The sequence below is a fragment of the Teredinibacter purpureus genome (assembly GCF_014217335.1).
GTDB lineage: Bacteria > Pseudomonadota > Gammaproteobacteria > Pseudomonadales > Cellvibrionaceae > Teredinibacter > Teredinibacter purpureus.
The window spans coordinates 3,015,674-3,038,964 of sequence record NZ_CP060092.1 but is presented as its reverse complement, the minus strand read 5'-3'; the positions used below and the strand labels follow the sequence as shown (position 1 = coordinate 3,038,964).

Annotated in this window: 22 protein-coding genes; 9 read left to right on the top strand and 13 right to left on the bottom strand. The window is 45.4% G+C overall.

The features are described 5' to 3' along the window. Positions 1–166: 166 nt before the first annotated feature. The 5 genes from gltA (at position 167) to H5647_RS13365 (ending at position 8,677) form a co-directional block, all read left to right on the top strand. A complete protein-coding gene (gene gltA / locus H5647_RS13385; protein ID WP_045859233.1) occupies positions 167–1,480 on the top strand; it encodes a citrate synthase in 1,314 nt (437 codons plus the stop codon). A 289-nt stretch (positions 1,481–1,769) separates the two neighbouring features. Further along, a complete protein-coding gene (locus H5647_RS13380) occupies positions 1,770–2,753 on the top strand; it encodes an ABC transporter ATP-binding protein (RefSeq protein ID WP_045859231.1) in 984 nt (327 codons plus the stop codon). Continuing rightward, positions 2,743–5,673, top strand: a complete 2,931-nt coding sequence (locus tag H5647_RS13375) for a Gldg family protein (protein WP_045859230.1) — start codon at positions 2,743–2,745, stop codon at positions 5,671–5,673. The genes H5647_RS13380 and H5647_RS13375 overlap by 11 nt, the downstream gene beginning before the upstream one ends. Next, positions 5,670–6,656, top strand: coding sequence for a DUF4340 domain-containing protein (locus H5647_RS13370; RefSeq protein WP_045859227.1), 987 nt, complete (start codon positions 5,670–5,672; stop codon positions 6,654–6,656). The genes H5647_RS13375 and H5647_RS13370 overlap by 4 nt, the downstream gene beginning before the upstream one ends. A gap of 200 nt (positions 6,657–6,856) precedes the next feature. Continuing rightward, a complete protein-coding gene (locus H5647_RS13365) occupies positions 6,857–8,677 on the top strand; it encodes a DEAD/DEAH box helicase (protein ID WP_045859225.1) in 1,821 nt (606 codons plus the stop codon). A 42-nt stretch (positions 8,678–8,719) separates the two neighbouring features. Here H5647_RS13365 and H5647_RS13360 read toward each other — a convergent pair whose 3' ends face one another. From H5647_RS13360 to H5647_RS13320, 9 genes are all read right to left on the bottom strand, one after another. Continuing rightward, positions 8,720–10,084 (bottom strand): DUF58 domain-containing protein, encoded by a 1,365-nt coding sequence (locus H5647_RS13360; RefSeq protein WP_045859223.1) that lies wholly within the window; start codon positions 10,082–10,084, stop codon positions 8,720–8,722. After that, complete coding sequence (locus H5647_RS13355; protein ID WP_045859220.1) at positions 10,081–11,112, bottom strand: AAA family ATPase; 1,032 nt, start codon at positions 11,110–11,112, stop codon at positions 10,081–10,083. Before H5647_RS13355 ends, H5647_RS13360 begins: the two co-directional genes overlap by 4 nt. Continuing rightward, the gene (locus H5647_RS13350; protein ID WP_045859218.1) at positions 11,109–12,482 is read right to left on the bottom strand and encodes a DUF4350 domain-containing protein; all 1,374 of its coding nucleotides are present in this window, start codon (positions 12,480–12,482) and stop codon (positions 11,109–11,111) included. Before H5647_RS13350 ends, H5647_RS13355 begins: the two co-directional genes overlap by 4 nt. After that, positions 12,472–14,070, bottom strand: coding sequence for a hypothetical protein (locus H5647_RS13345; protein ID WP_045859215.1), 1,599 nt, complete (start codon positions 14,068–14,070; stop codon positions 12,472–12,474). Before H5647_RS13345 ends, H5647_RS13350 begins: the two co-directional genes overlap by 11 nt. After that, positions 14,057–15,013, bottom strand: a complete 957-nt coding sequence (locus tag H5647_RS13340) for a stage II sporulation protein M (protein WP_045859213.1) — start codon at positions 15,011–15,013, stop codon at positions 14,057–14,059. The genes H5647_RS13345 and H5647_RS13340 overlap by 14 nt, the downstream gene beginning before the upstream one ends. Next, a complete protein-coding gene (locus tag H5647_RS13335) occupies positions 15,010–15,705 on the bottom strand; it encodes an RDD family protein (RefSeq protein ID WP_045859211.1) in 696 nt (231 codons plus the stop codon). Before H5647_RS13335 ends, H5647_RS13340 begins: the two co-directional genes overlap by 4 nt. Positions 15,706–15,783: 78 nt before the next feature. Then, a complete protein-coding gene (locus tag H5647_RS13330; RefSeq protein WP_052692066.1) occupies positions 15,784–16,257 on the bottom strand; it encodes a DUF4234 domain-containing protein in 474 nt (157 codons plus the stop codon). 308 nt (positions 16,258–16,565) lie between these two features. After that, a complete protein-coding gene (locus tag H5647_RS13325; RefSeq protein WP_045859207.1) occupies positions 16,566–16,988 on the bottom strand; it encodes an MAPEG family protein in 423 nt (140 codons plus the stop codon). 74 nt (positions 16,989–17,062) lie between these two features. Further along, positions 17,063–17,692, bottom strand: a complete 630-nt coding sequence (locus tag H5647_RS13320; RefSeq protein WP_052692065.1) for a head GIN domain-containing protein — start codon at positions 17,690–17,692, stop codon at positions 17,063–17,065. Positions 17,693–17,906: 214 nt separating this feature from the next. Between H5647_RS13320 and pspF the strand changes: the two genes are divergently transcribed. Both pspF and H5647_RS13310 read left to right on the top strand, forming a co-directional pair. Next, positions 17,907–18,986 carry a phage shock protein operon transcriptional activator gene (gene pspF / locus H5647_RS13315; protein WP_045859206.1) on the top strand — a complete coding sequence of 360 codons (1,080 nt, stop codon included), beginning with the start codon at positions 17,907–17,909 and terminating at the stop codon, positions 18,984–18,986. A gap of 25 nt (positions 18,987–19,011) precedes the next feature. Next, on the top strand, positions 19,012–19,365 hold the full coding sequence (locus tag H5647_RS13310) for an acyl-CoA thioesterase (RefSeq protein WP_045859204.1): 354 nt from the start codon (positions 19,012–19,014) through the stop codon (positions 19,363–19,365). A gap of 107 nt (positions 19,366–19,472) precedes the next feature. Here the strand turns inward: H5647_RS13310 and H5647_RS13305 are convergent, their stop codons facing one another. Beyond that, complete coding sequence (locus tag H5647_RS13305; protein ID WP_045859202.1) at positions 19,473–19,847, bottom strand: YajD family HNH nuclease; 375 nt, start codon at positions 19,845–19,847, stop codon at positions 19,473–19,475. 90 nt (positions 19,848–19,937) lie between these two features. Here H5647_RS13305 and H5647_RS13300 point away from each other — a divergent pair, with 90 nt between their 5' ends. Continuing rightward, positions 19,938–20,663, top strand: a complete 726-nt coding sequence (locus H5647_RS13300; protein ID WP_045859200.1) for a polyamine aminopropyltransferase — start codon at positions 19,938–19,940, stop codon at positions 20,661–20,663. A gap of 40 nt (positions 20,664–20,703) precedes the next feature. On the opposite strand, the gene H5647_RS13295 is transcribed toward H5647_RS13300, so the two are convergent. From H5647_RS13295 to H5647_RS13285, 3 genes are read right to left on the bottom strand one after another with little or no spacing between them, the layout of a single operon-like run. Then, on the bottom strand, positions 20,704–21,240 hold the full coding sequence (locus H5647_RS13295; RefSeq protein ID WP_045859198.1) for a YaeQ family protein: 537 nt from the start codon (positions 21,238–21,240) through the stop codon (positions 20,704–20,706). A 57-nt stretch (positions 21,241–21,297) separates the two neighbouring features. Next, positions 21,298–21,840, bottom strand: coding sequence for a ribonuclease HI (locus H5647_RS13290; RefSeq protein WP_045859196.1), 543 nt, complete (start codon positions 21,838–21,840; stop codon positions 21,298–21,300). Between the two features lie 4 nt (positions 21,841–21,844). Continuing rightward, the gene (locus H5647_RS13285) at positions 21,845–22,234 is read right to left on the bottom strand and encodes a YkgJ family cysteine cluster protein (RefSeq protein ID WP_045859194.1); all 390 of its coding nucleotides are present in this window, start codon (positions 22,232–22,234) and stop codon (positions 21,845–21,847) included. Between the two features lie 471 nt (positions 22,235–22,705). On the opposite strand from H5647_RS13285, the gene H5647_RS13280 reads away from it, so the two are divergent. Then, positions 22,706–23,107 carry a DUF4062 domain-containing protein gene (locus tag H5647_RS13280; RefSeq protein ID WP_045859192.1) on the top strand — a complete coding sequence of 134 codons (402 nt, stop codon included), beginning with the start codon at positions 22,706–22,708 and terminating at the stop codon, positions 23,105–23,107. The last annotated feature ends 184 nt before the right edge of the window (positions 23,108–23,291 follow it).

Genomic DNA, 23,291 nt, shown 5'->3' with positions numbered 1-23,291 from the left:
ACTTCAGGTGAAATATACTGACCAATAATGAAAATAAGCGGCGAGTTATTACACGTGCTCGATTCGCACCTCATGTGTCTGCGCACCAAGCAGCTACGCAAATTCAGATTAAATGTGTTCTTGTTCTAAGATTTAGAGCACATTACTTGTTACACAGGAGTCCAATATGACTGATAAGAAAGCAAGCTTAACGGTCGATGGCCTGGGCGAAACCATTGAGTTACCGGTATATGCCGGTACCACTGGCCCAGAAGTTATCGACGTGCGAGCCTTAACAGGCAAAGGCTACTTCACATACGACCCCGGTTTTGTTTCTACCGCGTCTTGCGAATCTAAAATCACTTATATTGATGGCGACAAGGGTGTACTTTTACACCGCGGATATCCCATCGACACCCTTGCAAAAAATTCCGATTATTTGGAAAGCTGTTATTTATTGTTGCACGGCGAACTACCATCAGAAAGCGAATACAGCGAATTCGTTAACATTATTACAAACCACACAATGGTTCATGAATCGATCTCACGCTTCTTTCGTGGTTTTCATTACGATTCCCACCCTATGGCAATGATGTGCGGCATAGTCGGAGCATTATCGGCTTTTTACCATGACTCTCTCGATATCAATAACGCGCGCCATCGCATCATATCCGCACACCGCTTAATCGCCAAAATGCCAACCCTCGCAGCGATGTGTTACAAACACTCTCAAGGCCAGCCTTTCATGTATCCAGACAACAATTTGGGATACGCCGAAAACTTTTTACATATGATGTTTGGCTCACCGTGCAATGACCCCGACGTAAACCCTGTTATTGCCCGCGCAATGGATCGCATATTCTTACTACACGCCGATCACGAACAAAACGCCTCAACGTCCACCGTTCGCTTAGCAGGTTCATCAGGCGCCAACCCCTTTGCCTGTATTGCGGCTGGTATTGCCACCTTATGGGGGCCCGCACACGGCGGCGCCAACGAAGCCGTTTTAAACATGCTTGAAGAGATTGGCGACGAGAAGAACATCGATAAGTTTGTTGCTCGCGCAAAAGACAAAGATGACCCCTTCCGCCTAATGGGGTTCGGGCATAGGGTTTACAAAAACTTCGACCCTCGCGCCACCGTAATGAAAGAAACCTGCGATGAAGTACTAGAAGAACTAGGCCTAGGTGACGACCCCCTATTAAAAATAGCTAAGCGCTTAGAGCAAATTGCACTGGAAGACCCCTACTTCATCGAAAAGAAACTCTACCCTAACGTAGATTTCTATTCTGGGATTATTATGAAGGCCATCGGTATTCCTACCGACATGTTCACCGTTATTTTTGCAACAGGTCGAACGGTTGGCTGGATAGCTCACTGGCACGAAATGATCACCGACGGCTATAAAATTGGCCGCCCGCGCCAACTCTACAAAGGTGCTACCACTCGCGACTTCCCTGAACGTGCGACACGACCACCCGCGAACCCGTCTATATTCTAAACCATCCGTTCGTATAAACACCCAAAGCCGCCAGTGTAAACTCGCGGCTTTTTTTATGGGTATTGAAATACCCCAAGCAAATCACTATCTAACGCTAACGCCATACTGAATAGCCATTCAGATGAAACTCAACGGTCAATGTAACGCTCTAAACTCTGTCTCGTGTTATGTTACCCAATACCCCACCTGCAATATTTAACCGAGCATAAGACTAAGCGTCGTTTTACCTCACCTAACAGGTGAACTTCATGGCTCAACAAAAAATTCTCAAAGCAAAAGGTAACCCGCAATGATTCACGCAAACAACATCGGTCGTCGATACGGTGAGTTCACCGCCGTCGGCAACGTCTCTTTTGATATTCAAGCGGGAGAAATTGTTGGCCTTCTCGGCCACAATGGTGCGGGAAAAACGACCATCATGAAAATGCTCACAGGCTACATTGAGCCAAGCACAGGAAGCATTACGATAAACAGCGTACCTCTCAGCGAAAACACCGACGAATTACAGCAACTTATTGGCTACCTACCCGAAAATTTACCTGTTTACCCTGAAATGACCGTAATGGATTACCTTTATTATTGCGCCCAAATGCGCAATATTGAACCCCTACAACTGGATGAGCATGTTGCCGTCGCTATACAAAAAACAGAACTCGCCAGCAAAGCCTTGAATCCTATATCAACCTTATCCCGCGGTTTTAAACAGCGTGTCGGCGTAGCGCAAGCGCTCATTCACAACCCTAAAATTCTAATACTAGATGAGCCCACCAATGGCCTCGACCCACACCAAACACAGCAAATGCGTACGCTTATTCGCACCCTGGCAACACACGCAACCGTTATTATCTCCACTCATATCATGCAGGAAGTAGATGCGCTATGCGATCGAGTACTTATTTTGGATTCAGGCGGGCTAGCGGTGGACCAATCCATGGAGGAGCTGCGCCGAAGCAACATCATTGCCCTTAACACCAATGCGAATTTAGCCGCCGTAAACGCCAGCCTAGCAAGCTACTACCTAGACAATCAATTAGTAGACTCCGCAGCAGCCGCACTTATAAAAACGCTCGATAACATCAACACTTACCACATTCCGGTCGGTGAAAGCGCAAATACTGCAGAACTCTGTAACGGAATCATCCAAGATCTGATTGCTAATAAGTACCGAATATTCGCCATTCACCCACTCATGCGCGATTTAGAAAGCGTGTTTAGACGCATTCACCTCAACAACAAAACCGCAACCCAGAACGAGGCGTCTCATGCTGTTTAAAAACCGTCTTTTTAGCCGATCATCCCTATACATTGCAAGCAAGGAGCTAAACCTTTTCTTTGCCTCACCTATCGCGTGGTTATTTCTAGGTGTTTTTATCGCGAGCACACTATTTATCGTATTTTGGGCTGAGTCGTATTTTTCACGCAACATTGCAGATATTCGCCCGATGTTCGAGTGGATGCCCATTGTATTAATATTTTTAAGTGCCGCGTTAACAATGCGCATGTGGAGCGAAGAAAGAAAAAACGGTACACTCGAGCACGTATTAACACTGCCGGCTTCCAGCTGGGAATTTGTTATAGGTAAATTTTCGGCCTGCAAAATATTATTAGTGTTAGCCCTAGCACTAACACTACCACTGCCCATCACCATTTCTATTATGGGCAATCTCGATTGGGGCCCAGTACTGAGCGGCTACTTAGCCACCCTATTCTTAGGCACCGCCTACATCGCAATCGGGCTCTATATCTCAAGCCGTAGCGACAACCAAATTGTCAGTCTCATTCTCACTGTTATTGTCTGTAGCGTTTTTTACTTTCTAGGTTCACCGGTGCTGTTAAAACTTGTCAGCAACGACACCGCAGAAACACTACGCGCACTCGGCTCCGGCTCTCGCTTTGAATCCATTACCCGTGGCGTACTCGATATCCGCGATTTTTATTATTACTTCAGTATTTGCGTTGTATTTTTAGTGCTTAACCGATACGGGCTAGAACAAGACCGATGGGCAAGTGATGGCAACCGCCGGCTGCACAATCGCTGGAAAATAGGTACTGCGTTAATCATAGGCAATCTTTTGGCCCTAAATTTCGTGCTAGCGCCTATGTCTGGGCTCCGCTTAGACACCACGGAAGGGAAAATCTATTCTATTAGCAACGCCACCCGCAATTATTTAAATCAGCTTCAAGAACCATTACTTATTCGCGGTTATTTTAGCGCCAAAACCCACCCCTTACTTGCCCCACTTGTGCCACAAGTACAAGATTTATTGAAAGAGTATGCGGCAGTAAACAAACATAACGTACGTGTTGAAATTGTCGACCCCGCGAGCAATCCAGAAGCCGAAGAAGAAGCCGGCAGCAAATATGGTATAAAGCCCGTCCCGTTTCGGATCGCAGATCGATATCAATCCTCCGTTGTAAATTCTTATTTTAACCTGCTCATACGATACGGAAATGAGTATAAAGTCATCGGCTTTGAAGATCTTATTGAAGTCAAAGCAGGTAATAATAACGACTTAGATGTACAACTGCGTAACCCAGAATATGACATTACCAACGCCATCAAGAAAATTCTCTACGCTTATCAATCGGGAGGAAATTTATTCAGCACCATACAAAAAAAGCTAAAGCTCACAGCTTACGTTTCAAGTGATGAGCGGCTACCTGCGTCACTCAAGGAATTAAATCGTAATTTACACGCTCTGCTCGAAAAAACTGCCCATGATTCAAACCATACATTCTCATACGATTTTATAGACCCCGAAGCAGGTGACGGCTCAATGGCAAAAGCTTTGGCCGATACCTATGGCTTTCAACCCATGGCATCAAGCCTGTTCGACACGAATACCTTCTACTACTATTTGGTACTCAGCAATGATGAACTAGCCGTTCAAATTACACTGCCAGAAGAAAGTGATGAAGCAGCCTTAAAACGTACACTTGATTCTGGGTTGAAACGCTTTGCACAAGGGTTCACCAAAACCATTGGCTTAGTAACGCCAGAAGCCAACCCTTATGCTGCTCAAATGGGGCAGCCAGCACCGCCAAGCTTTAACGCTTTACAACAAATCCTAAATGAAAACACCACCGCAAAACCAACCAATCTGAGCACAGGAAAAGTACCCGACGATATAGACCTGTTAGTGATCATGGCGCCCGACCAGCTAGATGAAAAATCGATATTTGCTATTGATCAATTCTTAATGCAAGGTGGAACAGTAATCTTAGCTACCTCTCCTTTTCTCTCTCGCATACAGCCCAGCGCCATTACCGCCAGTGAACAAGCCTCTAATGTAGAGGATTGGCTATTACATAACGGGCTAAGCCTAGAAAAAACATTTGTGCTCGACGCGCAAAACTCTGCCTTTCCCATTCCGGTTTCTCGTGAAGTAGGGTTGTTTTCAGTACAAGAGCTAAGCGTGCTCGACTACCCGTACTTTATTGAACTGCGTGAAAAAGAGCTCAACCAAGAAAATGCCATTACTAAAAACCTCCCTCAACTAAGTCTCCCATGGGCGTCTCCAATAATAATCGATAGTGGTAAAAACTCAGGGCGAACGATTATTGAGCTCGCCACAAGCTCGGTAGACAGTTGGCTAAGCAGCGATTTGGATATTCATCCCAAAGTGCGCGAAGATGGCAGTGCAGGTTTTGATGTTGGCGTTTTAAGCGGACAACAGCTATTAGCCACGAGTATTTCGGGACGATTCGAATCCTACTTTAAAAACAAAGAATCTCCGCTACTCCAGAAAGATACAACGCAGGAAACCAACCACAGCTCAGCGGTAATCAGTAGTATTGTCAGACACTCTCCCGAATCCGCGCGTATAATTTTAATTGGCTCCAATAGTTTTGCAGAAGACAATTTACTTCGCTTGCAAAGCTCCATGTCTGACCATAACTATATGAACCCTCTCCAATTTATAACTAATGCCGTTGAATGGAGCTTAGAGGACGAGGGTTTACTCAGCATCCGTTCTCGTAGTCATTTTAACCGTACGCTCCCACCACTAGAAGACAAACAACGACATTTTTGGGAAGCCTTAAATTACGCGCTCGGTTTTTTAGGTATAGCTCTGCTTTACCTGTTCGTATACTGGCAAAAACGACAACGCCACAATCGCTACCAACGGTTACTACTCACGCTAAACGACACTCAAGCACGCCCTAGCCCTCATACAGAAGCCGCCGAATGAAGTTCCCGATAAAAATACTTGCGGTAGTTCTTTGCGCTCAGATTATTGTGAGCATGATAATAAACGGCGCAACACCAACACACACCCGTGAGACCACTACTCTACTTAGCACCACGCTGGATGGCATAGATGAAATCCAGATTGCCACACAAGATCAAAACGTTCATTTACTGCAATCCGGCGATCAGTGGAAAATTTCTGAGTACGGCGATATGCCCGTTGAACTCACATTGATCAACCTTTTATTAGACAAACTAAACAAGGCCTCTGTCGACTGGCCAATCGCTCAGTCAAAAGACGCCGCAATCCGTTTAGAAGTCTCCGAAGAAAATGCCCAAAAAACAATTTCATTCTCTCGACAAGGCAAAAAACTCACATCACTTTACTTAGGCACCAGCCCTGGCTACCGAAAAATTTATATCAGAAAAGATGACGCCTCCGAGATCTACATCACTGAACTAGCACAACACGATGTGCCTGATGAACCCGAATACTGGATGAATAAATCCGTCTTAAGCGTAAAAGGCGAAATCACGGCAGTGACTACCCATGCCTTTGCACTGAAAAAAACAACGGTAGACGATAACGATCAGCCAAATTGGGCGCTCACATCAAGCCTTGACGGAGAGCCATACCGTCTTGATAGCAATAAGGTACAAGCGTGGGTCGAGCGTTTTAACGCATTACTCGTCAGCCAGCTGATTGTCAACGACAACCAGTATCAGCGCATTGTGATCCAAAACCCCATCAGCACTATCCATTTGACCACCACTTCTGGCACTACAATCCGTGAGTTAGCCTACGCGTTCTACACCATGGACGAGACGCTCTACGTAAAACAATTTGGCGATTCCCCTGTATTTGAAATCGCCTCCCAACTGGCCGACCCCATATTAAAAGCCACTATTACGCAATTCGCGCCCACAACCCAGAGCGAACCCGACCGCTCGGCCGCATTAACAAGCCCTGAGGTAACCCAGTAATACATCAATAAATTTCGCATTTTTCGCGGTAACACTCGCTTTTAGCAGTCTTGCCGCGTATGGTGCGCAAATTATTAGCTATTCGACTACAACATGGGCCGCAGTTTTGCTATTATCCGCGCCCCTTTTTTATGTCTATCGACCACAAGTGCGTTAAAGGTCGACTAAACTCCATGCAACACCCATCTACAAGGATCTCCATGTCCGAAGACTCTACCGGTTCTGTTAGCACATTTGCCGACCTAAATCTGCCCAAGCATATACTCAAAGCAATAACCCGTGTTGGTTACGAGAGCCCGTCTCCAATTCAGGCGGCCACAATACCGGCATTGCTAAAAGGTGGTGACGTGCTTGGAATGGCACAAACAGGTACCGGTAAAACCGCAGCCTTTGCTTTACCTATACTCGCAAATATCGACGTTAAGAAAAGTAAGCCTCAGGCGCTAGTACTGTGCCCAACTCGCGAACTCGCACTACAAGTTGCCGAAGCCTTCCAAGCCTACGCAGCAGATATCAAAGGTTTTCACGTGATGCCTATATACGGTGGCCACGATATGCGTGCGCAATTACGGGGTTTGCAGCGTGGCGTACACGTTATCGTAGGCACCCCAGGCCGTTTGCTCGACCACCTAGATCGCCGCAGCTTAGATTTAAGCGAACTTAAAACACTTGTACTCGACGAAGCCGACGAAATGCTTAGAATGGGCTTTAACGAAGACGTAGAGGCCATTCTAGAGAAAACTCCCAATACACGCCAAATAGCGCTGTTCTCGGCCACAATGCCGCCGCCCATCCGCCGCGTGGCTGATAAGTACCTGAAAAACCCTGAAGAAGTCCGTATTGAAACATCCGTTACCACTAACGAAAATATCGAACAGCATTACTGGCTGGTCTCTGGCACCAATAAGCTAGAAGCACTCACCCGAATTCTAGAAGTGGAAGAATTTGATGGCATGATCGTATTCGTGCGCACCAAGACATCCACTGTCGATTTAGCTGAAAAGCTCAATGCCCGAGGTTTTTCTGCCTCGCCTCTAAACGGCGACATGAACCAAACGTTACGCCAGCGCACAGTTGACCAGCTAAAGAAAGGTCAGCTAGACATGGTAATCGCCACGGACGTAGCCGCCCGAGGGCTCGATGTAGAACGTATTAGCCACGTTCTTAACTACGATATTCCCTACGATGACGAAGCCTACGTTCACCGCATTGGCCGAACCGGTCGAGCTGGACGAAAAGGTAAAGCAATTCTCTTCGTCGCTCCTCGTGAGCGCCGTATGTTGCGTTCAATCGAAAAAACTACTCGACAAAAAATCTCACAAATGCAATTGCCTTCACGAGATGAACTGATCGATCGACGCGCAACAGCATTCAAAACGTCGGTACTGGAAGGGTTAAATAACGAAGATAAAGGCTTTTTTCAAAAGATAGTTGCTGAGCTTTGCCACGAGCAAGAAGCCAGCCCAGAAGATATTGCAGCAGCACTCGCCTACTTACTGCAAAAAGATCGGCCTTTATTGCCACCAAAAGAAAAGCCAAAAGCGAAAAAACCCGAACAAACACATAAAGAACGCAGCAAAGACAGCAAAGACGGAAAATACATTCCAAACCTAGGTAACGCGCAGACCTTGCGTGAGTACCCAGAAATTGTAATGGAGCGTTTTCGGCTAGCGGTAGGCCATAAAGATCAAGTGACGCCGAGAGAAATTGTAGGCGCCATCGCTAACGAAGCCGATATTGATGGTTGCTACATTGGGCAAATAAAAATTTACGACAACTACAGCACGGTTGACCTACCCGCTGGAATGCCTAACGAGCTACTCGAAACCCTAAAGAAAACTCGAGTAAAACAACGTCAATTGAACATCGAACGCGGTGCAGATTCATCCACCGACGGCAAAGAGAATGATTCAAATAATGGCAAACCGTCTAACCGGCCACCCCGCGCTAACAAAAGCGGCGAGAAAAGCCGTAAGCCAAAACGTACAGGGGAAGGGAAGAAAAAACGTAAACCGGATTAACACACCCGATCCATTACAGCCTTAAAGACACGCAGTGGCCGATTACAATCGCCCACTGCGTTTTAGTTTTAAATACTCGCTCACCAAATTTAAATGCAACGTCTCAGGCAATGAATCCGTTATGATTGTGCCTTTACTCTGCAACATACTAAGCACTCTCCGTCGACGCTGAATATGATCGCTTGTCCCACAATACGTCAGCGCATCACTAAAACTAGCAACAGCCTTTTCCATTTGACGATCTAAAAATACATCTCTCAAACTCGCAACCATCACAATGTGCTTCTTCGACAATAAGTCGATTGCTGCAGAGAGATCATCGACATCTTCGTCTCGAACATTGGTAATAAGAATAACTAAAGAGCGTTTACTTTTTCGTTGCAAAAACTGCTCTGCAGCCTGCAAATAATCACTTGTCTGCGTAGTACTATGCAAATCGTAAAGCTGATTAAGCATCGCGTTAATACGCGAGGGACCTTTACGAGGAGACAGCCATCGTTGCTCTCCGGCAAAACTCATCATACCCACCGCATCGCCTTGACGTAACGCTACATATCCCGTCAACAACAACGCATTCAACGCATGATCAAAATGGCTAATCTCATCGTCTTTATTACGTAAACGCCGCCCGCAATCCAACATAAATATAATATCTTGGTCGCGTTCATCTTGGTACTCACGGGATATGGGCTTACGCTGACGAGAAGTCGCCTTCCAATCAATTTGCCTCAGAGAATCTCCTTCTCTAAACTCGCGCAGCTGATGAAAATCGCTTCCTTCACCCCGCCGTTGTTGTAAATGAATGCCCATTTGTGCAATTTGATGCTCCAAGCCAACACTCGCAGAATTAGCAATAGGCGCAAAGTTAGGGTAAATTTTTACGGATTCTGTTTCACCAATACGCTCTACACGCTGCCACAGCCCCCAACGCGTAAAAATACGCAAGCACGTTTCGCCAAACAGCGCTTCGCCTCGCTTAACCGGCATTACCGGGTAGATAACCGACCGCTTACAATCAGCACCTATTGTCAATCGTAACGGCAGGCTCTCCGCTACAATGCAATGGGGATACATATCAGTCAAATCCATCGTAAGCGTAAACGAATGGCTGTTATAGAGTTCCAACTTAACCGATGCGCTTACACCCAACGCCATGCTATGAGGCAAATCACGCACCACCGACACCTGCTTAAACGAACGGTGCCGAAATAAATCCATCACCGCGATAAGCAGTAAGGCTACCGTAACCGACCACCATACGCTTTCAAGACCGACAAATTGGTTACTTACCGCAATATTATCAGTGTCCACCGGGCTGTGAGCGGCCAAAACACGCACAGCAAAAAGCACCAAGCCAGAGCCAAACCAAAGCAATACACAATTTAAAAGTTTTTTGCTTGGTCTCATAAACGTGGAGCATCCACACCGTTTAAGATTTTCGTCAACACTTGATCAACACTAAAACCGTCAATCTCCATTTCAGCCGACAATGACACTCGATGCCGTAATACTGGCAATGCCATTTGCTTAATGTCGTCAGGTAATACGAAATCAGCGCCCCGCAATAGCGCGTATGCTCGAGCGCAACGAATTAACGCTATACAGGCCCGTGTTCCCGCCCCTCTTGTTAACGTTGTAGTACCACGCGTTGCTCGCACTAATCTCACAGCGTAATCCGTAACCTGTTCGTCAACAACAATATTCGCCACTATTTTCTGTAGCTCGAAGATTTGTTCTGGATTTAATATAGAAGTGTCATCGTTAAAAGCATCTTGATCATCCACGTAACCGGTTGTTACCAACGATGTCAGCCGTGCTTCATCTTCATGGGAAGGGTAATCAATAAGCACTTTAATTAAAAAGCGATCCAATTGTGCTTCGGGTAACGGATAGGTACCTTCTTGTTCAATTGGATTTTGAGTCGCCATAACCATAAACGGTGTCGGCACATCTTTAGCCGTACCTTCTAATGTAACCTGCCTCTCTTGCATCACCTCTAGCAATGCCGCCTGAGTTTTTGCGGGCGCACGATTAATTTCATCCGCCAACAATATATTGGTGAATACAGGCCCCTTACGTAATCGAAATTTACTTTCATTAATATCGAATAATACATGCCCAGTAATATCAGCGGGCATCAAATCCGGTGTAAACTGTATACGTTTAAATTCACCCTCAAAACAATTTGCAAGCAGACGAACCAACAATGTTTTCCCAAGCCCTGGCACGCCTTCAACCAGCACATGGCCGTTAGCTAAAAGCGCTATGATTACTTGATCGATCACGTCTTTTTGGCCGATAAGCTCAGTGTTTATCCGCTGCCGTAATTGTTCGATAACCGCCTGTGCTCTACCATGCTTACCCGTGCTGTTGTCTGCTGCATGTTGCACCGCATCCGAAGCCACCTGTAGATTCTGTTCATTATTATCCGTCATAAGCACTCTCTAATTCGCTGTAATATTCGCACTATTTTATAGAAGCTATCTTCATTAAATTTATCGTCTAAGGTCATCGCATCTTGAACCAAACTCCGCTCCAACCCACTCTCATTAGCCAACATTTCTAAGCGCTGATTTTCGTCGGCAGATTCGTACCCTGCTAGGTTCTTATCCGCTTGCCTACGGATATCAACACGAATAGGGTTCAGTAAATCTGCCTGCCAATCCCCACGCCACAAAAAACCCGCACTCGCCGATATATGTTCCGAAGAGGATCGTCGCTCTCGAACATTATTGACGGTTACTGGCCCAAACCGCCGAACTTGATACCAAATCCAAAGCCCAACAAAAACCCCAAAAGCGATCAACATTTCAGGCATAAAAACCCAGAGCATAAAGCCTAGAGATGGCATATTAGAGCCATAAACTATGGCCGCTTTCTCCCCACCAGACAGCACCTGCCATAAATATGCATGATCAAATTTATCAATATTTTCTGACCTAAACTGAAGAGTATCCGACATCAATGTTACGAGACCGGCGCCTTTTTCGAGTTGCATGAAATGCACACCGTACTCACTGCCACCGGAATATATCGCATCGTATTGGCTTTTATCCCAATAATCATCCGTTAACGCGGGATGGGACAATGCCAGTGCCGGATCGAACTCAACACGCAACGCACCCTCTACCGAACCAAAGACCAATGACGATAACTGCTCTTTTGCAATACTCAGTTCATAGGCTAAAACCTGTTCACGATACGGCACTTCCTCTTCACTACTGGCAAGCAATCCTTCATCTTTTAACTTTTCGTTGTAATTTCTTAAACCGTCAATAAACCGCTTTTTTCTACGCGCTTTCTTTTCTTCCAAAGCTCGCGCTTCATCTATACCCTCGCCGGGTTCCCCTTCTGAGTTAGCGTCGCTTTCTAGATTCGAAAACTCATCAAAAAAATCATCTTCAAATACAGATGATTCATACTCAGTCTCTTCCGTTACAACGTCGAAGTAATCACATAAACGATCATTAGTGCCACACTCAGCCGCAACGATTAAATGACCACCAGAATCGATCCAGTTTAAAACTTCAGTAAGCCGCTTATCCGATACAATTTGACCGCTACTGGCTAAAAGTAACGTATCGTAGGCCTCTAGTGGCTCAAGTTTTAAATAGCTGTCAACCCCCAAAACCTCAGTACCTATCTCCTGACTAAAAATCTCTAAGGCTAAATAAGGATTTCTGAGCGCCTCTTTACGCCACCCTAAATCGTCGGACTCCTCGTAGTATTCAACAAAGAGATAACACACATAACTAAACGTTAGAAGCAGGAGTACAGAAAAAATAACACTCAATCTATTCGTCATCAGGGAACACCTCATTCCACTGAACGCACAGAGATTCGATAGCGCTGCTTTCGGGTACAATATGCCCATACGCTAACGCTTGCCAACACGCTGTCAAAGTCGCCACATAATCACTTAAAACAGAATTACCGCTAGCGGTAACTATTGCAACACACTCACCTTCGGTATTACTGTCTGCAAAAATAAACTCATACTCATGAATCAAGCCTGTCAGCAATGCTCTATACAACAAGCTCGTTGCAGCCCGATGATCTCCCAACGCCCACAAAGCTCTAACCGCGGCAGGAATATCTTCGGGTAAGCTCTCTCTCGTAACATCCAGCCCAAATAACACTTCGGGAGGCGCAACCAACTGGTTTCTTGGGTCAACAGACGAAACAAACCCCCGAATAGATTGCCGATAGCGATAAATAACGTACACCACTATCACAACAAAAATACTCCACAACACCACTTCGAGATAGGTCAATGGTGCTTTAAGTACATCGGCGATTCCTGCAAAAACATCTAAGTTTTCCAAAATAAATTCTATAAACGAAATCATCCACTCTGGAATCTCCTCGTTTTCTTGGTCGTCTATACTGATAATTCTCCAACCACTCACATCCTCAATACGATGAAACTCTTCACCCTCCAATACGGTCAGTATCGCATTTTTCGAAAACCGTGCTTCAGGCGAAACGACCGGCTCGAGATCCTGAATATTTTCATCAATAGAAAGAACGGCTTCATCAGCCCATTGCACGTTATTCGCAAACACCGGCGCACTCTGAACCCCCAAAGCACTTACAAACAATATTGACATGCACAAAACGAGTGGCGCCACTGCAGAGTGTTTAACCTGCGTTTTTTTTGCATACTGCGAAGCCAAATGCCTAAATCGGATTTCCACATCCCACGCTTCCAGATCAATACGCCGGCTAATATAAAGTGCAAATCCAGCCACAGAGAAAAACGGGCCGACAATACTCATGGCTAGGAACGTGAGGGCGTTATTCAACCAAAGAAACATTTCATCTTCATCAACCAGTAATCCCCAGTAATCAATATCAACCTGCTCGGGCACCATAACCGCTAAAAACGAAAACATTGCTAGCACAAAGAAAGCCTCTACAAAAAAACCGACGACCGTCAACCAGCTAGCCGCGCCGCTGTGGTACCGATGCAAAATTAATTGTCGGGCACTGCGTTTCTTTCCTTTCAACTGTTCAAGAACAGTGAGCGGCATATCAAAAGAACGAGTAAAACTTAAACGTCGCAGCGTAAGACAAAGAAAAAGATCCGTTTTGTACAAACGCCATAAATTTCGAAAAACTTCACGCGCACTAGTATTCTCACCAAATAGCCGCCGACTAGCGATAAACAGTGGCCCCCTATCCCATAACGGCTTTAACCACCACACCAGAAGATACGACAACCAATTAATTGACGGAAATGCCACGCTAACAACCACAAATACAATACAACTGGGTACAAACCAACTCAAATACAGCTGCCACCACCAAGCCCGCGCCATAACGAAGCCGAGATCAAGTGCTTCCCATGGGGATCGCTGACGCGCCGCCACACCAATCTTATCGAGATCCATAGCGCCGCCCCGAATAAATAAAGTAGGCGATAACGGCTATCCAAAATATAATGCCGACAGAATATTTTAATAAATGCGGTAACGTTGTTGTAGAAGACCAAAACGCTTCAATAAACGCTGCAATTAACAACATCACAATTGAACCGTATACTATCAACACAGAGTCACGACCAGCCGCGCGCACTGAATGCAGAAAAGAGAGCTGGCCAGGGTTGACCATCGCGTAACCAAGTTTTAGGCCAGCAGCGCCACTTAAGACAATGGCGGTAAGCTCAAAAGAACCATGCCCTGCAACAAAGGGATAAAAAGTAGTGCTATATCCCACTTGAGTCAGATGCCCCGCAACACCGCCAATGGCAAGACCATTAAATACCATAAAGAAAATAGACCCTAAACCAAACAATATACCGCCCGCAAAAGATCGGAAACTAATACCAATATTGTTGTAGATATAATAGCCAAACATTGCCACGTCGGTATTCGTGTCGCGGTCACGGCCAATTTTATCATTGCTCGGGTCGTACATTGACTCCATCCCCCTAACCTCTTCGGCCGCCATAAAACTGTAAATAAATTCCTCATTGAAATAGCACGCCAGTGCCATGCCCAAAAGAGGAATGAGAAACAGCGCAGCGGCTACGCCTACGAAAGCTCGGTTACGGCGAACAGCATCAGGGAAGCCCCACACAAAAAAATCTAACCATTGAAAGTGAAAGCGCCGATTATGCTGATAGAAAATATGATGTGCTTTTATCACACGATCGTTAAGCTTATCGACCAACTGGGGGCTATAACGACGATGTTTAGCAACGGCCAATTGCTGACATAATGCCCGAAATAATTGAGGGAACTGTTTGTCTGAGGAGGGGTTTTTACTGGACAATATAACATCCAATTGCTGCCACATTTCGCTGTTTTTCGATTCAAAACTTTGCTGTTTCATTTTCGACTTCCCAGCAGCCAATTGCCTATTCCCTGAATATAACGTACGCCTTCTGCACCTTCTTTCGGTGACAGCTCTTGTAATATATCCGCCAACTCTTGTTTTCGGCCTTCCGACAATTGGGCATGCCGCTGTACATAACCCGTCAACGCTACCTGGTCCTCAATAGACAATGATATTGGCGGAGATTGAGACGGTACATCGGGTAAATCTATGGCGATGTCGCTGTTGTCGCGACGGTGAATAACAATGGACCCAGCCGCTAAATCGCCTAATCGCTGGAAATGCTGGGAACTACACATACACGAAAGCCCAAGCACATAGCCAAACGGTAGAATATCGGCTGCACGTAACAAGTTACGTATAAGAGACGTACTCCAAGTAACGGGCGTTAGGTCGTCATTAACAACCGCAATCTTCATGGCTTTTTTTCCCGGTGTTTGACCTTGACGTAACACTTCAAACAGAACCGGATAAAACCATTCAAATATAAACGCTAATATTGCAAAAACGCCCCAGCCTGCCGCGCCCATAAACGCCAGCAACATAAGCATTAACAATAAAACAAATAACCGTATTAATAGGTCCAAGGCATACGCGAGAACTCGCGATACGGGCCCCACCACTTGAGCGGTAAGATCGATCGATTCAGGGGTTTCGACGTGGTAACTGGTATCTAACAACTTGTGCATATCCTTCGCTTACAGAGCCAGCTTTTTTTATTCTCATAAAAAACGACAACTCTTAAAAAGAATTGTCGTTGCATAGACTTACTCGTTATCAATAATTTTATTAATTTTGTACTGCAAGTATATAACGGTAAAAAAGAACGTTAGAATTGGACCAGCCCAAGCATGAGTACTAGGTTGCGAGCCTACATAGGTGTGTATACGGTTGCGAAGTTTATAGACAACTACGTACATCAAAACAATTGCAGGAAGCCCTGACAGCCCCAAAATCCCGCCAATCGTAGGGTCGGCAAGTGTTACAAAGTTCGACACAAAAGACAAAATGTAAAAAACAAGCATGGAATAAATTAAACCATTTCCAATAACTTGATCACTTCGGGCATTCATTTGCTTCGTTCGACTGACCAACCAGTAAACCGAATACAATCCAAAGGTAATAATACCAAGCCCAAATACCGCCCATGCAGTATACCGTTCAAATACCTCACTTAGTTTCCCTTGCGCCGCTGCCTCAACAGAGGCCTCAGGTGATTTATACGGATTTTCAGCTTCCATGATATTCCCCTTTTAATGTTAGTTTCTTATTTTCAAAGCCCACCTATCAACTCGGATATTAAGCGAATGGTTTAGAGCGTCGGCGAATATACCCCGATAGTCACGTTAGGTTCAAGGCATTGTCGTCAATGCGAAAGGTGGTTTAGCATACGATTAAACTTAAAATATAGTACCGTAAACTCATTAAGCATTAGCGTTGCATAGACACAAACCACATAAATCGCTCCAAAAAACGCCTTAACAACACACCAACAGGCTGCAATTCTATTACTCTTATTGGGCTTCCATTCGCTAAACACTCAAACGAACTACATCAGTTTTGCCGCGATTAAAACCAACAATGCTATATTGGCAATAACACCAATTAAATAAAAATGGCTGCGTGGGCTGGGATTTTTCTCTGTCGAAAGCGCATAGAATAAACCCATATGAATAATCCGCGCGACAGCAAAAACCCACACCCAAATGGCAGTCCACTGTGGCCCCGTTTGCACTAACAACGCGAGCACTACCGTACCAACCATCATGGGTACGTTTTCAATCGAATTATGAAAGGTTCGATGGGCTCTAAAAACAAACGAGCCATGACTTAACGAAGGGTCGATCCTGCCCGGTATTGCGCCAGGTTGCCTTGCCTTAACAACTGCACCCACTAATGACTGCAATAGCATTGTCGCCACGATTAACCACAAGCCGCAATAAGTTACGGCATAGCTTTCAAATACTGGCATACTCAAACCCCTCCATAAAAGTGATGTACGGCAGGAGTTTAGAGCGTTAAAACCTGAAAATCTAGCGCAAGCCCTCAGAGTTCAGCAATGGTACCAGAGCCCAACACATGATTATCGAGCATTGGCTGGCCCTTATACCTAATAGTGCCACTTCCCGAAATTCGATTTTTAAGCGTGTCCTCTACCGTTAGACTAACGCTTCCTGACCCGCTTATATTCACGCTAGCGCGTTTAGAAATGAGTTCGTTAAATAGAACATTCCCCGCACCCGATATAAACACAGCGCTTTCCTTAGCGGTACCTTGCGCAGTAATAGCGCCCGAGCCAGAAATCCGTGCTTCAAAACTTTCTTCATTTAGCCCGTTAATTATAAAAGTACCGGCTCCCGAAATTGCCGCATACTTTAGGCTGGGAACGGTAATATCAATCACTATATCCGACGACAATATACCCCATTGCTGCCGTTTAATGACGAGCGTTTCGCGCTGAACCTTCAGTTTAATTTTGTCTAAAATGGCCGCATCCGCTTCTATAGACACGTGTTGAACGCTACCTATCCGCACATTCACGGTAGCTGGAGTTTCAAGCCGAATGCCGGTAAACGTAGCAAGATCAAATGTGGCGGCTCCACCTTTATCGCCGCCCCACGCCGTTGCATTTAACAACAACATCGAACCAACCATCACCCCAATATTCTTCAGCATCTTTCATCCCCTGTAATTTTATAGTTTTAAACATTAGCCCATCTGCAAGAGTACTCGCAGCCAGCCTACACCTCCATATCAGAATCCATGCCAAATCTAATAACTCCCTAACCGCCTGTTTTTAATAGCTTAATCACAGTGTCGCCTAATACCCATTTTACCCGGCGCAACGATATTGCTAACATTCGGCCAACAAAACTAATAAGTGGCCCAGATGACCAATCAAAATACGCCCCCAAAAGTCATTGGCGAATCAGACTGTTTCCTAGAAGTACTAGAACATGTCTCTCGCGTAACTCAGCTCAACCGTCCTGTACTCGTTGTCGGAGAGCGCGGCACTGGAAAAGAGCTCGTTGCCGAACGGCTTCATTACCTTTCCGAGCGCTGGAGTAAATCACTGATAAAAATGAACTGCGCTGCACTCAATCAAGAGCTTTTGGAGTCCGAACTGTTTGGTCACGAAGCAGGCGCATTTACAGGGGCCACAAAACGGCATCAAGGTAGGTTTGAGCGCGCAGACGGCGGCACCCTCTTTTTAGATGAGCTCGCGACCATGTCTATGCGCACACAAGAAAAGCTCTTACGCTTTATAGAGTATGGTGAATTCGAAAGAGTGGGCGGCAGCACCACCCTCAGCGCCGATGTACGGCTGGTAGCGGCTACCAACGTTGACCTCCCACAGCTCGCTGACCAAGGCAAGTTCAGGCACGACCTACTCGATAGGCTGGCGTTCGACGTTGTAACCCTTCCCCCCCTGCGCGCGCGTAAAGAGGATATTCTGTTACTTGCTGAACATTACGCCCTTAGCATGTGCAAAGAAATGGGCCTACCGTATTTTACGGGTTTTAGCGCCAACGCTGTTCAACAATTACACAGTTACACTTGGCCAGGCAATGTCCGCGAGTTAAAAAATGTGATTGAGCGCTGCATTAGCCGATGGGGAGAGAACCCAGACGCTATTGACCACATTCAAATAGACCCTTTCGAATCACCTTTCCGGTTGGTCCAGCCCTCGTCGGACACAACAGCCATTCAACCAGAACGCTCATCGCTTAACACAATTGCGCCGCAACCTATCAAGACAAACCCCAACCCCGATTTTCCGCTAGACTTTAAAGAATCAGTCGAAGACTATGAACAAAGCCTAATAAAAGCAGCACTAGAAGAAACACGCTTTAATCAGCGTAGAGCAGCGGAGCTACTTGGGCTGAGTTACCACCAATTACGCGGCAGCCTAAAGAAATATTCTCTACTCAAAACAACGCCTGACAACATAGAAGAGCATGAACACTAAAGGCTTAAGCACGAGGCCATAGCCTATGCAAAATTACCAGCTCGTTCTTACAGAGCACCTTAATCATTATGGGTATTTATTTGGGGGAACCCTTTTAAAATGGGTAGATGAATGCGCCTACATCGCCGCGCGACTCGACCACCCTGGCGAAAGTTTCGTCACCGCTGGCATGGAGCGAGTCACCTATAGAAAACGTGTTGAGCTAGGCAGCATTTTAAGTTTTAACGTAAAAAAGAAAAAAACAGGCAATACATCGATTACCTACGAGGTCACCGTCAAAGTGGCGAGCGCTCCCGACAATGAAACATCCGATATATTTTCAACAGACGTCACGCTAGTCTGTATGGACACCCACGGCAATAAACGCAGCCTCACTTAGTAGACACCCCTACTATTACTAACGCACAGACAGGTATAACTGACCGCTTCTACACATTCACACAAGCCATTAACGGCAATTGAAAAAACCCATACAGAAAGAATCTTCTAACTATTTCCCTTCTCCATTTTCGCTTTTAGATCAGCAAATGGATTAAACGTAGCTGGCGGAATATCTTTAGCCGTTGTGCTGCCATACCGCACCATATTCTCGAATTTTGTGTGCTCCTCATCATGGCAATACACGCACAATAACTCCCAATTACTGCCATCAGATGGATTATTGTCATGGTTGTGGTCTCGATGATGAACCGTAAGCTCACGCAAGTTAGCGCGCGTAAATTCACGCGTACAGCGGCCACAAATCCACGGGTACATTTTCAACGACTTTTCCCTGTATCCACCCTCACGCTTTGCAATATACTCTCGCTGCTCGGCCAAAATTCTATCTACCTTCGCCGACTTATCATTTGAAACAGCCATACACACCCCACTACAGATTATTATTCATTACGGCTACAACGCCCACCTCATGCTAGTATACCCGCACTTTATCTCGCCAAGAGCGCATCAATGTCACTTTTATTTGAAGAAATCGACAGCCAGCCATCACCTTTGGGTGAAATATCCTTACGCAAACGCGTAATACCCGCACTGGGGCCAGACCCTATTTACGAAGTACGTCTTGGCGACGAGTTTTTGATGTCCAGCATGTTTGTAGACGCAGAAGTCGCCCTCTCCACTTTGGGCTTAGCCGCAACTAAAGGTGAAAAACTACACGTTGTAGTGGGTGGGCTTGGGCTTGGCTATACGGCAGAAGCCGCTCTTAAAGAAACTCGCGTAGAACACCTGCTGGTAGTCGACGCATTAGACACCGTTATTCACTGGCATCAGCAAGAAAAAGTACCCCTCGGCGCAGCGCTAAATGCCGACCCTCGGTGCCGCTACGTACTCGGTAGTTTTTTTGATCTGGCGGGCCAACCTGCGTCAACAGGAGGCTTTGACCCACAACAACCAGGCAAATTATTTGACGCAATACTACTGGATATAGACCACTCGCCCACAGCATTTCTAAACGCAAGTAATGCAGGCTTCTATACCACCGAAAACCTAACAACCATGGCAACCCAACTTAAAACCAACGGGATATTTGCCATGTGGTCGCAGGACCTACCCGACGACAATTTTAAAGCGCTATTACAAACCGTTTTCTGCGAGGTAGAGGCCCACATTATTTCTTTTTACAACCCATTTCAGAACAAAGATGCCACCAATAGCATCTATGTGTGTAGAAAATAGATCACCCCTCAACACACGTAAACAGGTGCAGGTGCGAACGTTAGGCGTCTTTTAAGTCTTGCCAATGCACCTCGCACTCGCCCTTGTCCGTGGCGATAAAAGCAGAGTCACCCGAAATCGTCATCGACAAATCCATTTTTCTCGACAGCATTCCCGCGAAGGTTTCCACCTCTGCCCAAACCAACCGCCGCACTTTCAAAGCCAAAGGGTTGATTTTTACCTGCTCCTGCTGCCACCACACCTCTGACTTAGAGTTAAAGGTATAAACCCAAACCTCGTCAGCAATACGCGTAGCCTTTTTTAATTTATCAGCCGACGGCTCTCCAACCTCAACCCAAAGCGTCGTATTACCATCCAGCGATTTAGCCCATATATCCGGTGTTTCCGGTGTCGATAAGCCTTTTGTAAACTCAAGAAATTCTTGCGCGTGCAAACAAAATGCCAATACCCTCGCCATCATTCGCTCTGCATTTTCACTCGGGTGCTGAGCAACCGTTAACGCGACTGAATCATAATAATGCCGATTCAAATCCGATAACGCGATCGTAAACTTATAAATTGTTGCGCTTAGTGCCATTTATACATCACCTTATTACATCGCCTTATTGCATCACTTTATTAAACATCCCAACCATCACAACAATTTGCGATGTAAATCCATATTTGCTTGCCTTGCAGCTTTATCAACGAGGGAGAATAGTTGATCGATAGTATTTTTGGCACTATCCGGCAAATGGCCCGCAAGCTTTACCCATTCACATTGGCACCCGCTTTTTACAAAACCATCCCAATAAACATAAAACTGTTGGTAGAGTTCCGCATTCGCCAACCGCTTCCCTTTTTTCGAAAAAAAATTAAGCGCTTCTAAACGGGTTCGCCGCGAAAGAAGGCTTAAGATATTCTGTGAATCGGTATAAAAAACAATTTTTCTTATGCCGTAAGTTGAAATATTGCTCATTGCCGAAAGCTGGGCCTGAAGCTCCAGCCGAGTTGAGCTCGTACCTTTAAAAACATCAATTTTTATTTCTTGTCTATACCGTTTGAAATCCACCTCACATAACACACTAGCATCAACATCGCTTAAAACGAGTATGGCGCCTGCCCCAACACCCGTTTTAACGTTAACGCTACCGTCAGTAAAAATATGCAACGTGGAAATATCCTTAACGCCCTCCATAAGATTAATATCCGTGTAACGGTGGGCGGCTCTCAATCATTAAAATATCCAATTCTTTTTGCGCTTTATTTTTATTACGAAGATCCTTCACCTCAATCATTTCACATTCATCTCTTACCATCTCATCAATACTCGTTGGGTAATGACGGCAATCTTCGGGGCGATCATAATAAATTGCACACGAATATTTTTCGCTAGTAGAATCGTGTTCCAACCAAGGGCATTTATCCAACACTTTCCCGGAATTTGGATCAACCCACAAACGACCATTAGCCACATACTCGCTAATATTGGGTCGAAACGTTTCCCAAAATTCAACCTCCTCTGGCGTAGCCGCCAAATCACCACCGCCATAGTGAATGCAACATTTTCCGCATTGAGTACAATCTTTCATTAATGTGATGGCCACCCTAAAATTTAAACAATATCACTTAAGTAAAAAAATAATTTGCGCGCCTAATGCTTAAGTGACACGAACGAAAAATAAATACGATCTCAACATAAAAACCTATAAAAACCGGTAAATATCATCGTTTATCCCTACTATTAACTAACATTACACTAAACGTTTATCGTCGATTACTACGCTTGAATAATTTGAAAAAAATCAATATACAACGTGTAACCGCTTGAAAGCGTCAACCATACCGACACAGGTCAATAGTTTTCGACGCCATTACGCCAATCAAGAAATAAAGAGTACTCTTATCGATAGGAAACAATAAAATCCAATAGACTCTCAATGAAAGAATGGCTACCCTTTTAACCTCTTGGGAACCGTAAGGCAACGTTATTAAGGCTTCCTTCGAGCCAAAATTATCGAAGGATCTCGATAATTTACACGCATGGAACAGCGAGAACCCGTATGACAGAACCAGCATCATACAGCAGCGTGGCACACCATTCTACAAAGGTGTTCGTCTCCTCAACCTCGAAATATTTAACCGATCAACGTGCCGCCGCACGCAATGCTATTGTAGGAATGCAGTGGCATCCGGTCATAATGGAAGACATGGGTGCCTGTACAGATTCTACTGTAGCAGCCTGCCTTAATTTAGTTAAAAGTTGTCATCTCTTTATACTCATCATCACTTATCGGCAAGGGTGGGCACCCACCGCCCAAGAAGGCGGTAACGGCATAGATTCCATTACGGCGCTAGAACTTCAACATGCCCGAGACAACAATATTCCCGTACTTACCTTAATGGCCGATGAAGATTGGCTGGGAAACTATGGGAGAAAGCACAACAAACGCGAGAATAGGTAGACCAATTTCGCGACAACCTTAACCTCCCTGCTGCATTTTTCTGCAACGAACCCGACACCGCCCTCCCCCAATTCAAAACGCTACTAAACAATGAACTGCTTGCATATAAACAAAAAGTTGTAGAAAAATATTAGCCGAAGAAAAAAAACAACGCTCTAACCGTTCAAGCGAACCGGATCATTTT

What these genes read in the sequence shown, in the direction of transcription:
- H5647_RS13305 (WP_045859202.1), bottom strand. Translation starts at nt 19,847, where the DNA reads ATGGCTGTTTCAAATGATAAGTCGGCGAAGGTAGATAGAATTTTGGCC.
- H5647_RS13295 (WP_045859198.1), bottom strand. Translation starts at nt 21,240, where the DNA reads ATGGCACTAAGCGCAACAATTTATAAGTTTACGATCGCGTTATCGGAT.
- gltA (WP_045859233.1), top strand. Translation starts at nt 167, where the DNA reads ATGACTGATAAGAAAGCAAGCTTAACGGTCGATGGCCTGGGCGAAACC.
- H5647_RS13325 (WP_045859207.1), bottom strand. Translation starts at nt 16,988, where the DNA reads ATGCCAGTATTTGAAAGCTATGCCGTAACTTATTGCGGCTTGTGGTTA.
- H5647_RS13320 (WP_052692065.1), bottom strand. Translation starts at nt 17,692, where the DNA reads ATGCTGAAGAATATTGGGGTGATGGTTGGTTCGATGTTGTTGTTAAAT.
- pspF (WP_045859206.1), top strand. Translation starts at nt 17,907, where the DNA reads ATGACCAATCAAAATACGCCCCCAAAAGTCATTGGCGAATCAGACTGT.
- H5647_RS13370 (WP_045859227.1), top strand. Translation starts at nt 5,670, where the DNA reads ATGAAGTTCCCGATAAAAATACTTGCGGTAGTTCTTTGCGCTCAGATT.
- H5647_RS13365 (WP_045859225.1), top strand. Translation starts at nt 6,857, where the DNA reads ATGTCCGAAGACTCTACCGGTTCTGTTAGCACATTTGCCGACCTAAAT.
- H5647_RS13380 (WP_045859231.1), top strand. Translation starts at nt 1,770, where the DNA reads ATGATTCACGCAAACAACATCGGTCGTCGATACGGTGAGTTCACCGCC.
- H5647_RS13345 (WP_045859215.1), bottom strand. Translation starts at nt 14,070, where the DNA reads ATGGATCTCGATAAGATTGGTGTGGCGGCGCGTCAGCGATCCCCATGG.
- H5647_RS13285 (WP_045859194.1), bottom strand. Translation starts at nt 22,234, where the DNA reads ATGAAAGATTGTACTCAATGCGGAAAATGTTGCATTCACTATGGCGGT.
- H5647_RS13375 (WP_045859230.1), top strand. Translation starts at nt 2,743, where the DNA reads ATGCTGTTTAAAAACCGTCTTTTTAGCCGATCATCCCTATACATTGCA.
- H5647_RS13355 (WP_045859220.1), bottom strand. Translation starts at nt 11,112, where the DNA reads ATGACGGATAATAATGAACAGAATCTACAGGTGGCTTCGGATGCGGTG.
- H5647_RS13350 (WP_045859218.1), bottom strand. Translation starts at nt 12,482, where the DNA reads ATGACGAATAGATTGAGTGTTATTTTTTCTGTACTCCTGCTTCTAACG.
- H5647_RS13360 (WP_045859223.1), bottom strand. Translation starts at nt 10,084, where the DNA reads ATGAGACCAAGCAAAAAACTTTTAAATTGTGTATTGCTTTGGTTTGGC.
- H5647_RS13280 (WP_045859192.1), top strand. Translation starts at nt 22,706, where the DNA reads ATGACAGAACCAGCATCATACAGCAGCGTGGCACACCATTCTACAAAG.
- H5647_RS13340 (WP_045859213.1), bottom strand. Translation starts at nt 15,013, where the DNA reads ATGAAACAGCAAAGTTTTGAATCGAAAAACAGCGAAATGTGGCAGCAA.
- H5647_RS13310 (WP_045859204.1), top strand. Translation starts at nt 19,012, where the DNA reads ATGCAAAATTACCAGCTCGTTCTTACAGAGCACCTTAATCATTATGGG.
- H5647_RS13330 (WP_052692066.1), bottom strand. Translation starts at nt 16,257, where the DNA reads ATGGAAGCTGAAAATCCGTATAAATCACCTGAGGCCTCTGTTGAGGCA.
- H5647_RS13335 (WP_045859211.1), bottom strand. Translation starts at nt 15,705, where the DNA reads ATGCACAAGTTGTTAGATACCAGTTACCACGTCGAAACCCCTGAATCG.
- H5647_RS13290 (WP_045859196.1), bottom strand. Translation starts at nt 21,840, where the DNA reads ATGGAGGGCGTTAAGGATATTTCCACGTTGCATATTTTTACTGACGGT.
- H5647_RS13300 (WP_045859200.1), top strand. Translation starts at nt 19,938, where the DNA reads ATGTCACTTTTATTTGAAGAAATCGACAGCCAGCCATCACCTTTGGGT.